The sequence below is a fragment of the Kitasatospora sp. NPDC057512 genome (assembly GCF_042802135.1).
Classification (GTDB): domain Bacteria; phylum Actinomycetota; class Actinomycetes; order Streptomycetales; family Streptomycetaceae; genus Kitasatospora.
Map to the genome: position 1 here is coordinate 1 of NZ_JBHVET010000165.1, position 12,812 is coordinate 12,812.

12 protein-coding genes are annotated in these 12,812 nt (G+C 75.0%); 5 read left to right on the top strand and 7 right to left on the bottom strand.

Going from position 1 to position 12,812, the window contains the following annotated elements; translation table 11 throughout:
* Nucleotides 1-38: 38 nt before the first annotated feature.
* The 4 genes from ACFU6K_RS13880 to ACFU6K_RS13895 form a co-directional block, all read right to left on the bottom strand.
* Nucleotides 39-1,025: an L-tyrosine/L-tryptophan isonitrile synthase family protein gene (locus tag ACFU6K_RS13880; RefSeq protein WP_380662928.1), complete on the bottom strand. Its 987-nt coding sequence runs from the start codon at nucleotides 1,023-1,025 to the stop codon at nucleotides 39-41.
* Between the two features lie 95 nt (nucleotides 1,026-1,120).
* Entirely contained in the window at nucleotides 1,121-2,452 is a 1,332-nt protein-coding gene (locus tag ACFU6K_RS13885; RefSeq protein ID WP_380662930.1) for a cytochrome P450, read from the bottom strand.
* 75 nt (nucleotides 2,453-2,527) lie between these two features.
* Nucleotides 2,528-3,901 carry an MFS transporter gene (locus ACFU6K_RS13890; protein WP_380662931.1) on the bottom strand — a complete coding sequence of 458 codons (1,374 nt, stop codon included), beginning with the start codon at nucleotides 3,899-3,901 and terminating at the stop codon, nucleotides 2,528-2,530.
* Nucleotides 3,902-4,176: 275 nt separating this feature from the next.
* Nucleotides 4,177-4,779, bottom strand: a complete 603-nt coding sequence (locus ACFU6K_RS13895; RefSeq protein ID WP_380662933.1) for a sigma-70 family RNA polymerase sigma factor — start codon at nucleotides 4,777-4,779, stop codon at nucleotides 4,177-4,179.
* A 16-nt stretch (nucleotides 4,780-4,795) separates the two neighbouring features.
* On the opposite strand from ACFU6K_RS13895, the gene ACFU6K_RS13900 reads away from it, so the two are divergent.
* Nucleotides 4,796-5,062, top strand: a complete 267-nt coding sequence (locus ACFU6K_RS13900) for a zf-HC2 domain-containing protein (RefSeq protein ID WP_380662934.1) — start codon at nucleotides 4,796-4,798, stop codon at nucleotides 5,060-5,062.
* A gap of 329 nt (nucleotides 5,063-5,391) precedes the next feature.
* Here ACFU6K_RS13900 and ACFU6K_RS13905 read toward each other — a convergent pair whose 3' ends face one another.
* On the bottom strand, nucleotides 5,392-6,339 hold the full coding sequence (locus ACFU6K_RS13905) for a hypothetical protein (protein WP_380662936.1): 948 nt from the start codon (nucleotides 6,337-6,339) through the stop codon (nucleotides 5,392-5,394).
* Nucleotides 6,340-7,146: 807 nt separating this feature from the next.
* Between ACFU6K_RS13905 and ACFU6K_RS13910 the strand changes: the two genes are divergently transcribed.
* The gene (locus ACFU6K_RS13910) at nucleotides 7,147-8,376 is read left to right on the top strand and encodes a cytochrome P450 (protein ID WP_380662944.1); all 1,230 of its coding nucleotides are present in this window, start codon (nucleotides 7,147-7,149) and stop codon (nucleotides 8,374-8,376) included.
* A gap of 54 nt (nucleotides 8,377-8,430) precedes the next feature.
* On the opposite strand, the gene ACFU6K_RS13915 is transcribed toward ACFU6K_RS13910, so the two are convergent.
* Complete coding sequence (locus ACFU6K_RS13915) at nucleotides 8,431-9,138, bottom strand: N-acyl homoserine lactonase family protein (protein WP_380662937.1); 708 nt, start codon at nucleotides 9,136-9,138, stop codon at nucleotides 8,431-8,433.
* Between the two features lie 57 nt (nucleotides 9,139-9,195).
* On the bottom strand, nucleotides 9,196-9,654 hold the full coding sequence (locus ACFU6K_RS13920; RefSeq protein WP_316524654.1) for an Lrp/AsnC family transcriptional regulator: 459 nt from the start codon (nucleotides 9,652-9,654) through the stop codon (nucleotides 9,196-9,198).
* Between the two features lie 250 nt (nucleotides 9,655-9,904).
* Between ACFU6K_RS13920 and ACFU6K_RS13925 the strand changes: the two genes are divergently transcribed.
* Genes ACFU6K_RS13925 through ACFU6K_RS13935 form a run of 3 tightly spaced genes read left to right on the top strand, consistent with a single transcriptional unit; the run spans nucleotide 9,905 to nucleotide 12,744 of the window.
* Entirely contained in the window at nucleotides 9,905-10,534 is a 630-nt protein-coding gene (locus ACFU6K_RS13925) for a LysE family translocator (protein ID WP_380662939.1), read from the top strand.
* A 22-nt stretch (nucleotides 10,535-10,556) separates the two neighbouring features.
* Nucleotides 10,557-12,062: a CoA transferase gene (locus ACFU6K_RS13930; RefSeq protein ID WP_380662940.1), complete on the top strand. Its 1,506-nt coding sequence runs from the start codon at nucleotides 10,557-10,559 to the stop codon at nucleotides 12,060-12,062.
* 46 nt (nucleotides 12,063-12,108) lie between these two features.
* Nucleotides 12,109-12,744: a DUF6461 domain-containing protein gene (locus tag ACFU6K_RS13935; protein WP_380662942.1), complete on the top strand. Its 636-nt coding sequence runs from the start codon at nucleotides 12,109-12,111 to the stop codon at nucleotides 12,742-12,744.
* Nucleotides 12,745-12,812 lie beyond the last annotated feature (68 nt).

Consider the following 12,812-nt stretch of genomic DNA (forward strand, 5'->3'; position numbering starts at 1 on the left):
CGCCCTGCGGGCGGACGACGGGAGTTCGAAGACACGCCCTAGCGGCACTCGTAGTGGCTCGGCCGGCCGTCCCGCAGGACCAGTCGGCCGAGCCGCGCGGCCTCCTCGCTGCGCAGCAACTCCCGCTCGTCGTCGGCGCGGTGGAGCACGGCGGAGTGCCAGGGCGTGGTCCAGGAGTCGGCCGCCGCCAGCAGTCGGATGCCGAACTTGGAGGCCCCGGCCGGCTGCGGGTGGATGGAGAGCCGGACGGCGCGCGGGTGGTGCTCGGCGATCAACTCGCCCCAGGCGCGGCTGCGCTGGATCACGCCGTAGGCGCGGCGGCGGCACTCCCGCTGGAGGGCGGAGCGGGTGCCGGTGAAGCCGACGGTGTCCTCGGTGAGGAAGCGGGTGATGCCCCGGTAGAGCCGCAGGGTCTCCTCCTCGGTCAGCACCTGTTCGCGCAACTCCTCGACGCTCGGCGCGTACTGGGCGTGCACCCGGGCGCGCTTCTCGTCGTACGGGAGGTCGCCGAGGACGGCCCGCAGGTCGAAGGTGTCGAGGTGGGCCAGGCCCTCGCGGGCGATCATGGAGGTCAGGGCGTCCGAGTAGGCGTCTATGTGGTCGTCCGGGACGTTGATCAGGTCGCCGAAGATGTGCCCGTCCGAGCAGATCAGGATGCGCGCACCGGGTGCGTGCAGGCGGCCGATCTCGGCGCACAGGCCGTCGAGGAAGGTCAGCGACAGCCGTTCGCCCTCGTCGGGCAGGTGGCCGAGCACCTTCGCCGGGTTCGGCGACTTGCAGGGGAAGCCGGGCAGGGTCAGGACGATCGGTTCGCCGGCGGCGATGAAGTCCGCCAACTGCGCCAGCTGGAGCGGGAAGTGCTCCGGGCGGGCGTCGAACTCCGGGTCCGCGGCGCGGCGGTGCGGCAGTAGCAGGCCGAGGACGCGGGCGGCGAGGGCGGCGGTGGTGCTGCTGTCGGGGCTGCCGGTGGCAGCGGTGATGGTGTCGGGGGTGATGGCGGCAGGGGCGGTGCCGACGGGCGGCATGGTGGGTCCTCCACGAAAGGCGGTGCGGTACGGGTTTCGGGCTCCGGGCGGTCGGAGCCGGGCGGTCGGAGCCGGGGGCGCGATGCGCCCGGGGGTCAGCGGCGGTGGTCGTAGGAGACCGGCAGCCGGTTCACCCCGCGTGCCAGGACGGCGGGGACCCAGGCCAGGTCCGCCAGGCCGTCACCGGGCGCCTCGGCCGGGCGCAGTCCGGGCAGCCGGGTGAGCAGGGTGGCGAGGGCGACCTGGAGTTCGGCCCGGGCCAGCGCGGCGCCGGGGCAGTAGTGGATGCCGTGGCCGAAGGCCAGGTGGGCGTTGGGCGTGCGGTCGAGATCGAGGCGGTCGGGCTCGGGGAACTGCGCGTCGTCGCGGTTGGCGGCGCAGAGCGAGACGATGACCGAGTCGCCGGCCGGGACGGTGGTGCCGAACAGGTCGCTGTCCTCGGCGAAGAACCGCCAGGTGGTGAGCTCGAACGCGGCGTCGTGGCGCAGGAGTTCCTCCACCGCCCGGGCGATCCTGCCGGGCTCGTCGACGCCCTCGCGCAGTCGGGCGAGTTGCTCGGGGTGGCGCAGCAGGGTGACCAGCATGGTGGTGATCTGGTTGGTGACCGGCTCCTGCCCGGCGACCAGCAGCTGGAACACCATCGAGTCGAGCTCCGCGCGACTCAACTCGCCCGCGTCATGGGCGGCGACGAGCCGGCCCAGCAGGTCGTCCTGCGCCGTCCAGCCGGGTTCCCGGCAGTCGGCGCGCTTACGGGTGACGACGTCGGCGATGTACGTCTGGAGGCCGCGCAGCCGGGCCTCGTACGCCGGGCGGCCGGGGTCCTGCGGGCCGACCGGCTGGACCACCTTGCCCCAGTCCCGGTCGAAGCGGTTCGCCAACTCGGGCGGCAGGCCGATGACGTCGGCGAGCACCCGGAAGGGATAGTGGGCCGCGAAGCCGCCCACCAGGTCCGCGCCGCCGGACTCCGGCAGCTCGTCCACCAGGGCGTCGGCCAGCTCCTGGAACCGGGGGCGCAGCGACTCCACCCGGCGCGGGGCGAAGGCGTCGAGCACGAGTCGGCGCATCGAGGTGTGCTTGGGCGGGTCCTGGTGGAGCAGGTGGACCTGGAGCTGCGAGTGCTGGGGCTCCGGCATGATCGACGCGAGTCGGCGCCAGTTGTCGTTGCCGAGGGTGTGGTTCTTGCCGAGGCGGGGGTCGTTGAGGGCCGCGTGGGCGGCCCGGTAGCCGGTGACCAGCCAGGCGTGGATGCCGCTGGGGAACTCCACCCGGTGCACCGGCCCGGCCTCGCGCATCCGCTGGTAGAGCGGGTACGGGTCGCGCTTGTACGCAGGACCGTACAGCGGGACGGGGGAGGGGAGCCGGTCGTACCCGTACGGGCAGCGCGGGGCTTCGTCGGTGGCGGCCGGGTCGGGGATCGTGTCGGTCATCTGAGGAGGTCCTTCGGTGGGGAGGGAGGGGGTGGTGGGGTGCGGAACGGGACGGGACGGGACGGTGCGGTGCGGTCAGGGCTTGGGGCGGCGGTGCAGGGCGAGCAGTGCGACGGCGGTGGCCGCGACAAGGGCGGCCAGGGCGATTCCGGCCCGGGTGCCGGTGGTGTCGCGGGCCCCGGCCAGGGCGGTGGCGGTGGCGAGGGCCGGGCCGAGCGCGAAGCCGAGGCTGCGGGCGAGTTGGACGGCGGAACCGGCGGTGGCGAGCTTCCCGGGTGGGGAGGCGGACATCACCAGGGCCTGGGTGGGGCCGCCGTTGAGGCCCATCCCGGCACCGGCGAGGGCGAGTCGCGCGGCGATCTCGGGGGCGGACCAGCCGGTGTCCAGCGGGACGAGCAGGGCCAGGCCGACGGCGGTGACGGCGGCGCCGGTGAGCGCGGTCGGTCGGGCTCCCCAGCGGTCGGCCAGCCGGCCGCCGACCCGGCCGGCCAGCACCATGCCGAGCGGGAACGCCAGCATGGTGAGTGCGGTGGCGGTGGCGCTCTCGCCCCGGGGGCCGCGCAGGTGCTGGGCGAGCAGGTAGTGGCAGGCCGCGAAGCCGGCGGCGAGCGCCAGCACGGAGGCGTTGACCCCGACGGTCCCGGCGGCCCGCAGCACCTCGGCCAGCGGTCGCCCGCCCGGCCGGCGCAGCCAGAGCAGCACCAGCGGAACGGCGGGCAGGACGAGAAGCAGCCACAGCGCGGACTTCGGGGCCAGGGTGAGTCCGAGCAGGACGGCGGCCACGGCGGCGCCGATCAGCGCGGCGTCGCCGAGTGAGGACCGGTCGGGCGGCCGCAGCCCACCGCGGCGCGGGGCGTGGCGCCGTACGATCAGCACGGCGGCCAGACAGACCGGCAGCTTCACCAGGAAGATCGCCCGCCAGCCCAGGTGGTCCAGTAGCAGACCGCCGATCACCGGCCCGGTGACGGCGCCGAGCGGACCGAGCGTCGCGGGCACGCTCATCGCCCGGCCGCGCAACTCAGGCCGGACGGACGTGGCGGCGAGCACCGGCATCAGGACGAAGAGCACGGCCCCGAAGGCGCCTTGGAACAACCGGGCGGCGATCAGCCAACCGGCCCACGGGGCGCAGGCGGCCAGCACGCTGCACAGGGCGAAGCAGCCCACCGCGAGCAGCAGGGCCGAGCGGGTGCCGACCTGGTCCAGCCAGCGCCCGGCGGGCAACAGCAGGGCGACCAGCGGGAGTTGGTATCCGAGGACGGCCCACTGGGCGACCCCGGGGGAGACGCGCAGGCCCGCCGAGATGTCGGTGAGCGCGAGGTTGACCACGTTCATGTCGAGCATCGCGACGAAGGAGAGCAGGCCGGCGGCTACGACCAGGCTCCAGCGATCGGCCGGTGGTTGCTGATGCCCCGTCAGAGATGAGGCGGTCGGGGTTGGTTGCGCCGTCATGAAGTCCCTCCGTCTCCCGTGCTGCTGTACCGGACACCGCCTCGGCGGCGGGGTCCGGTACAGCAGTCGGTGGCGCAGGGGCTCCGGTTCCGAACATGTGGGGGATTTCTTCTCGGCCGACGACTGGCGGCGGACAGATGACAGACGACAGGCGACAACTTTCAGCGAACAGATAACAGATTTCGAAACCTGTTATCTGTTCGCTGTCGGTTGTTCGTCGTCAGCTGTCGACTGTCCGCCGTCGCCCGCCCGTCCGTCCGCCCGTCGCCCGCCGCTCAGCAGGCGGTCGCGAGCTCCCCGGCCTCGGCGGCGCGCAGACGTGCCACCAGCTCCTCCCGTGCCCGGGCGACCCGGGAGCGGACGGTCCCGACGGGGCAGCCGGCGACCTCGGCCGCCTCGGCGTAGCTCAGCCCGACCACCTGCGTCAGCACGAAGGCCTCGCGCCGCTGGGCGGGCACCCGGTCGAGCAGGTCGCCGAGCGCGACGCCGTCCTCGAACCCGGCCGCCGGTGCGCCGCCCTGTCGCTCCGCCGCCTCCTGCCAGTCCGGCAGGGCCGCGCAGCGCGGCCGGGCGGCGGCCATCCGGTACCGATCGATCACCGTGCGCCGGGCGATCGACAGCAGCCAGGTGCGGGCGGAGGAGCGCCCCGCGAACGCGGGCAGGCCGCGCAGTGCGCGCAGGAAGGTCTCCTGTGCGAGGTCGTCGGCCGACTGCACGTCGGTCAGGTGGGCGACGAAGCGCCAGACGTCCCGCTGGGTAGCCCGGACGAAGGCCTCGACGTCGGCCGCCCGCCCGGAGCGGGCGGTCAGCGCCAGTGCGGTGAGCTGCTCGTCATCCACGGCGGCCTCCTGCCCGGCCGGTCCCGGCGGCACGGCCATGCGGGACGATGGTCGTATGAGATGCGCGCAGTTCCGTACCGCTCTGTCCGCCCGGCTCGACGGCGAACCGAGCGGGCTGCCGGAGGTCCGGCTGGACAAGCACGTCGCGCGCTGCGCCGGCTGCCGGGAGTGGCTGGCCAGGGCCGAGCAGCTGCACGGCCGGGTGCGGGCGGGCGCCACCGGCGGGCCCTCGCCCGAATGGTCGGCCCGGCTGCTGGCCCGGCTGGGCGAGGGCGGTCCCGAAGGCCGTGCTCCGGACGGACCGCAGGTCGTCGAGCGCTAGGCGCGGCGGGCGCGGTCGGCGGGGCAGGCGCGTCCGGGGGAGCGGGAACGGCGGGACGGTGGCGCCGGCCGGAGCCGGTGCGCCGTCGAAGTCAGGCATGGGAAGGTCCCGAGGGGAAGGCGGGGAGCGGCACCGCGCAGCGCGGCGCCGTCGGCGTCCATGGGCAGCCGCGCGGCACGCCGGTTCCCTGAGGGGGCGCGGCGGCGGACGCGGGCCCGCACCCTGACGGCACGACGTCGCGGGGCGCGTCCGTACGGCAGGGCGACCTGCCCGTCGCGGGGTCCCGGTGGCCGGAGGTGGCCGGGCGGGGAGAAGGAGCGGCGGGCGCGTCAGCAGGCGAGGGCGAACGCCGGCGGCCCGCGCCGGACCACGGCATGCGTCAGCAGTACCGACCGGGGCGGCCGGGCCCGGTCGTCGGCGGGGCGGGGTGGCGCCGGGGCCCGGTAGCCGAAGGGGCGCGCGAACAGCGCCAGCAGCGGGAGCAGGATCGCGCCCGCGACCACCGCGCCGAGCGCGCCGAGCAGCTCGAAGAGCCGGACCAGCGCCGCGTCACCGCGCCAGAGCAGGAGCGCGCACGCCAGCGCGGCGAGCACGTGGGCGGCGGCCATCCCCGGTGACATGCCGTGGGACATCCCGTGCGCCATGTCATGCGCCGGTCCGTGCGCCGGTGCGCTCACCAGGTCCTGCGCCGTGCCGTACGACCCGTCACCGTACGACCCGTCACCGTACGACCCGCTACCGTACGACCCGCCGCCGGGCATCACGTGCGGGCCGTCGGGCATCCCCGTCATCCCGGGCAGGCCCGCGTCCATGGCGGTCGCGCCCGAGTCCCCGTGGTGCGTCCCGGCCGCCGGCCGCAGGCCGCCGGTGGCCGGCGGGACGTCCGGGTCGATGCCCGCCATCCGCGCCAGTTCGATCGGGGAGAGCCCGCCGGGCGCCCGGTCGGGGTTGCAGAGCAGGAGGGCGGCCCAGTCCGTGGTGGCGAGCCGGCCGAGGCCGCCGCCCCCTCGGGAGAACGCCGCGGCCTGTTCGAACAACTGGTGCAGCGCGGTCTGCGCCACGACCATCCAGAGGCTGATCACCCCGAGTCCGCGCCGCTTCCCGGCGAGCAGCCAGGTCAGCCCGAGGACCGCCCCGAACCCGCCGGCCAGCACCGTCGGAGAGACTCCGGATCCGGCCATGGCGACGTGCGCGGTGGCGGCCATCGCCACGCACAGCGCGGCGAAGACCACGGCGCGCAGCAGGCGGATCCGGTCGGTCATCACGATGGCACTCATCGTCGCACCCGCCCTGTCCGGTCCGTACCGCACCCTCCGGTCATGGCCGGTTCCGTGCCGTGAGACCATGCCCGGCCGCCGGCCCCCGGAGCCCGCCGGATCGCCACCCGGTTCGGCCCGCCGACCCGACGCGACGAACCGAACAACGGCTCGTAGGACCATCGGGGCGGTTTGACAGCACGTACCCCATTGCTCACTTAATGTGCACCACCCCGTACGGTGCGTATCGGGACGACGCTGTTCAGAAGCTAGGGAGGTCCGGCCTTGGAGACCCCGACGGATACCTCGGCGCCCATTGCCGACAATGCCAAGTCCGCTGCCCCCACGGAGCCGACCGTCCCGCAGCAGGCGACAGGCCGGAAACAGGCGATGGCCCCGGTCGAAGTCGAAGTCGAAGTCGAAGCCGAGGAGCTCGGGGAGCGGGCCGAGGCCGCCGCCCCGGCCGGAGCCGTTGAACCGGCAGAAGCTGTTGAACCGGCCGAAACCGTCGAGCCGGTTGAAGCGGCAGAGTCGGCCGAGGCCGAGGAAGCCGCCGGACCGGCCGAAGCCACCGAGGCGGCTGACGTAGCCGAACCGGCCGAAGCCGCAGAGCGGGCTGAAGCCGTCGAACCGGCCGAAGCCGCGGAGGCGGCCGGAACCGCTGAACCGGCCGAGGCCGCAGAGCAGGCCGACCCACCCGGATCCACCGAGCCCGCCGACGAGGCTGACCCCGCCACCCCGGCTGACCCCACCGCCCCGACCGAGCCGGCCGCCCCGACCGAGGCCGCCGCCCCGACCGAGCCTGCCGAGCCGGCCGAGACCTCCGCCCTGCCCGAGTCCGTCGACCTCGCAGACCCTGGCTTCTGGCAGCTGCCCGCCCCCGACCGCGCCGCCGCCTTCGCCGAGCTGCGTCGCCGCCCCGCTCCGGTGTTCTTCGGCGACCGCGCCACCGGTCGCGGCTTCCACGCCCTGGTCCGTCACGCCGACGTGGTCGAGGCCAGCCGCACTCCCGCCGTGTTCCTCAGCGGCCCTGGTGTGACCACCCCCGTCCCGGCCCGATGGGTCCGGCTGCTGTTCGGCGACTCGATGGTCAACCTGGACGACCCCCGCCACGCCCAGCTGCGCCGGATCGTTTCGCGGGCGTTCACCCCGCGGCTGCTCGACCGGGTCGAGGAGGACATTCGGCGGATCAGTACCGAGCTGGTCGACCGGATCGAGCGGGAGCGGCCGGAGGACTTCGTGACCGCGGTCGCCGCCGAACTCCCGTTCCAGGTGATCTGCACCATGATGGGCATCCCGGAGCGGCCGCGCCGCACCATCCTCGACCTGGTCAACCGCACCTCCGAGGACATCGGCGTGGCCCGGCCGCTGCGCCGCCGGCTGCGGGTGCCGGGGCGCGGGCTGCGGGCGCTCGCCCGGATGCAGGGCATCGTCGCCGGGATCGGCCGCCGGCGCCGTCGCCGGCCGGAGGAGGACCTGATCTCCGCGCTGGTCACCGCCGACGTGGACGGCCGCCGGCTCACCGGGCGCGAGCTGGGCGCCTTCTTCAGCCTGCTGCTGGTCGCCGGGGTCGAGACCACCCGCAACGCGCTGGCCCACGGCCTGCACCTGCTCACCGTCCACCCCGAGCAGCGCGCCCTGCTGCTCGAAGACCTCGACGGGCGGCTCGGCGGCGCGGTGGACGAGATGGTTCGCCACGCCACGCCGATCATCCAGTTCAACCGGACCCTCGCCGTCGACCACGAGCTGGGCGGCTCCGGCGGCCCGCTGCTGCGCGCGGGGGAGAAGGTCGCGCTGTTCTACGGCTCGGCCAACCGCGACGAGGAGGTCTTCCCCGACCCCGACGTCTTCGACATCTCCCGCACGCCCAACGCCCACCTCGGCTTCGGCGGCGGCGGTCCGCACTACTGCCTCGGCGCGCACCTGGCCCGGCAGGAGATGACGACGCTGTTCCGCGAGCTGCTCACCCGTCTTCCCGAGGCTCGGTCGGTCGGCGAGCCGCAGCTCGTCCCGTCCAGCTTCGATCATCGGGTCCGCTCGCTGCGCTTCACCTTCTGAGCCTTCTGAGCCTTCTGGGCCTTCTGGGCCCCCGGCCGGCCGGGGCTCCCGCGACTACTCGGCCGGCTCCCAGACTGCTTGGTCGTGCGCGAACAGCACCCGGTGCGGCCCGTGCTCGGCCACCCGGTCGAGCCAGGCCCGGTACCCGGGCAGCGGCGGGGCCACGCCCTCGCGCGCCGCCCGCCGGGCGAGCACCGCCTGCCCGTACTCGGAGGCGAAGTCGTAGGCCTGCCCGGCCAGCAGGACCGGCCCGCCGCCCGGGCGGTCCACCAGCAGCGACTGGTGGCCCCCGGTGTGGCCGGGGGTGGGCAGCACCCGGACGCCCGGCCAGACCTCGGCCTCGCCGTCGAGTTCGCGGTACTCGGCGCCGGGGAAGTCGACCAGCGCGTCGATGGTGTACCCGCCGCGCCGGGCGGTGGCCAGCTCCTCCGCCTGGACCAGAACGGGCGTGCCGGCGAACAGCGGGTTGCCGCCGCAGTGGTCGAAGTGCAGGTGGCAGTTGACCACCAAGTCGATGTCGGCGACGGCGACCCCGGCCGCGGCGAGCGCCTCCGGCAGCGGGCGCCGGACCGGGCGGTAGTGCGCCTCGGTCTCCGGCGAGCCGCCGCCGATCCCGGTGTCGAACAGCAGCAGCCCCTCCGGACGCCGGACCAGGTACGCGAGCACCGGCTCCACGCGCGGCTCCGGGCCGCCCACTTCGGTGGCCGGTCGGACGAAGTACCCCAGGTCGAGACGGCGGATCACGTGCAATTCAGCCCCCATGTCGCAGTGCGTCGCTCTGCCCCCGTACGGGCGGCCGCGCGGGCCCCCGTTCGCACCCTACCCGCCGACCGGCAGCCCCCGGTCGGCCTTCACCTGCTTCATCGTCAGGTGCGAGTTGACCTGCGCGATGCCCGGCAGGCCGGAGAGCACGTCGGTGATGAAGCGTTCGTACGCGGCGATGTCGGCCACCGCGATCCGCAGCAGGTAGTCGGGCTCGCCGAACAGCCGGTGGGCTTCCACCACCTCCGGCAGCTCGGCCACCCGGCGCTCGAACTCGGCGACCGTCACCTGGTCCTCGTGACGCATGGTGATCGTCACGAAGGGTTGGAACCCGCGCCCGACCGCCGCACCGTCCAGCACCGCCCGGTAGCCGCGGATCACGCCGTCCTGTTCCAGTTGGCGCACTCGGCGCAGGCAGGGGGACGGGGTGAGGTCCACCCGGGAGGCCAGCTCGGTGTTGGTCAGGCGCCCGTCCTGCTGGAGCTCGCGGAGGATTCTGCGGTCGATTCGGTCCATGGCGCAACATTCTGCCAAAACACCGCTCCGACCAGCATGAAGTCGCCATCGCGTGCCAGCCCGATCCGGCTACCTTCAGTGACCGCACCGGCTTCCGGGTCACTCCGGCGGATCCCCGGGGCACCCCGGCAGGCCGCTGGAACAGCCTCCGGCCGATCCGCCGGAACAACCCGGCCGACCGCCGGAACACCTCCCCGGCCGATCCGCCGGGCCCACACCGCGACGAGCACGACAGGCCACGCCCACGCCCATGGACACCCACGCCCTCCTCCTCTTCCTCGGAGTCGACCTCCTGCTGGTCTGCACCCCGGGCCCCGACTGGCTCTACATCGCCGCCCGCGGCCTCGGCCAGGGACGCCGTGCCGCGTTGACCGCGGTCGGCGGGGTCTGCGCCGGGTACGCCGTCCACACGCTGCTCTCCAGTGCCGGACTGGCCGCCGCGCTGCGCGCCGTCCCGGCCGCCCTGCCCGTGCTGCGCCTCACCGGCGCCGCGTACCTGCTGGTGCTGGCCGTCATGATGCTGCTGGCGCTGCGCAGGAGCGGGGGCGCCGCCGCCCTCGCCGCGCCCAAGCCGCAGCCCACCGCGACGGTGTTGCGCCAGAGCATGCTGACCGCGCTGCTCAACCCCAAGGGGCTGCTGCTCTACCTCTCCCTGGTGCCGCAGTTCGTCGACCCGGACGCCGCCCTGCCGGTCGGCGGCCAGGTGCTCGCGCTCGGCTCGCTCAACGTGCTGGCCTGCGCGGTGGTGTACGGGCTGGTCGCGTACGCGAGCGGGCGGCTCGGCGGCCGGTTCGGCGGCACCCCGCAGGCGGCCCGCCGGATGACCATGGTCTCGGCGGTGCTGTTGATGTTGGTGGCGGGCGTCACAGCGAGCGCCTGAGAACGGGAGCACAATGCCGGGCATGACCGAGCGCCCGTTGCCAGAAGGAACCACCGCGGCCACCACAGCCAACGGAACCACCAGAACCACCGCAGCGGCCGGGAAGACCGGTGCCGCCGGAGCCGTCGACCGCCCGACCGCCCACGCCTGGGCGGCTCTCGGCGGACCGCCCGAGCTGCTGGAGCGGGTGAGCTTCCACGGCCCGGAGGACGTCCTGCCCTCCGGTCTGCCGGTGCGCCGGCTCGCCCGGGCCACCGTGGCGGTCTGCTCGCTGGCCGCCGCCGAGCTCGCGTCCCACCGCGCCGGCGGTTCGGCGCCCCTGGCCGCGCCCGTCCCCGCCGTCCGGGTGGACCAGGGAGCCGTCGCCACCGCCTTCGTCAGTGAGCGGCACCTGACGGTCGACGGCCGCTCGCCCGTCAACTTCGCCCCGCACTCCGGCTTCTGGCGCACCGCCGACGGCTGGGTGCGCACCCACGCCAACTACCCGCACCACCGGACCCGGCTGCTCTCCGCCCTCGGCCTCGCCGCGGACGCCGGGCCCGAGCAGCTCGCCGAAGTGCTCGGCAGGCTGCCGGCCGAGCGGATCCAGGAGCGGGCGTACGCGGCGGGAGCGCTCGCGGTGGCCGTCGAGCCGGTGGGCACCGCTGTGCACCCCCTGGTGGAGCACCTGGAGGTCGACGCCGCCGCCGGGGCGGCGCCGGTCCGCCCGCTCGGCGAGGCCCCGGTGGACCGGCCCGCCACCGGGATCCGGGTCCTCGACCTCAGCCGGGTGATCGCCGGACCGGTGGCCACCCGTACCCTCGCCCTGCTCGGTGCCGACGTCCTGCGGGTCGACTCGCCCCGGCTGCCCGAGGCCGACGACGCCCACGCCGACACCGGCTTCGGCAAGCGCTCCACCCGTCTCGACCTCGCCGAGCCCGCCGACCGCGCCGTCTTCGAGGACCTGCTCGCCACCGCCGACGTCGTCGTCTCCGCGTACCGCCCCGGCGCCCTCGACGCCCACGGCCTCGCCCCCGACGCGCTGTTCGCCCGTCGCCCGGACCTGATCCTCGCCCAGCTCTGCGCCTGGGGCTGGACCGGCCCCTGGGCCGGCCGGCGCGGCTTCGACAGCCTGGTCCAGGCGGGTGTCGGCATCGCCGCCCACGAGGCCGCTCCCGAGACTGCCTCCGAGGCCGGAGGCCGCCCCGGCGTGCTGCCCGCCCAGGCCCTCGACCACGGCACCGGCTACCTCATCGCCGCCGCCGTGCTGCGCTCGCTCACCGACCAGCGCACCCGCCGCCCCGGCGGCCGCCACCTGCGCTTCTCCCTCGCCGGCACGGCCGCCTGGCTGCTGCACGGCATCGAACCGGAGGCGCCGCGGGGAGGCTCGTCCGAGCAGCCCTACGACCCCGCCCACTGGCTGGCGGAGGTCGACTCCCCGTACGGACGGCTGCGCCACGCCCTGCCGCCGATCGGGTACGAGGGGGCGCCCGCCGACTGGTCGCGTCCGCCGGGGCGCTGGGGAACGGACGAGCCGGTCTGGCTCTGACGGCCTCGGGCGGGCGCTGTCCGAGGCGTCTGGCAGCATCGCCGTCATGACCGCACACGCCAGGGACTACACCTGGTTCACCCGGCGCTACCCCGTCCTGGGTGAGGCCTGCTGCCTCACCCAGGTGCAGGGGTTGGCGGCCGGAGAACTGCTGCGCCGCCTCAACGCCCTGCCGGGGACGGGCGCCGTCGGCCTGGCGGAGGTGGTGGCCCGCTGGAGCTCCTACACGAACGGGGCCGACACCGAGGCCGGGGAGCTGTTCGACCCCGCCGAGGACCGGCTGCTCGTCGCCGTCACCGAACTCGACGGCTGGGCGCTCGCGGTGGAGCCCTTCGGCTACCTCGGCACCCTGGACACGGAGATCCCCCGGCTCGTCGAGGGCACCCGGCTGGTCTCGCACTACCGCAACGCCCTGGGGGCCGACCACTTCCACTGGTGGGAGCACGGCATCCAGCGGCTGCACTTCGAGCCGCTCTTCCCCGACCAGCGGGACGGCACGGACGCCGAGGCGCCCGGCATCCCCGAGTTACTGACCGCCTGCGGCTTCGAGCTGGAGACGGAGGCGTACGACCTGTGCGGCGAGGCCGCGTTCGCGCTCGCCGAGCGGCTGACCGAGGTCCGGCTCGACCCGGAACGGCTGGAGGCCGCGACCTTCCGGATCGGCTACGCCCCGCGCCCGTGAGCCGCTCCGCGTCGGTGAGCCGTTCCGTCCCGCGTCCGTGAGTTCCGCGTCCGTGAGCCGCTCCGCCC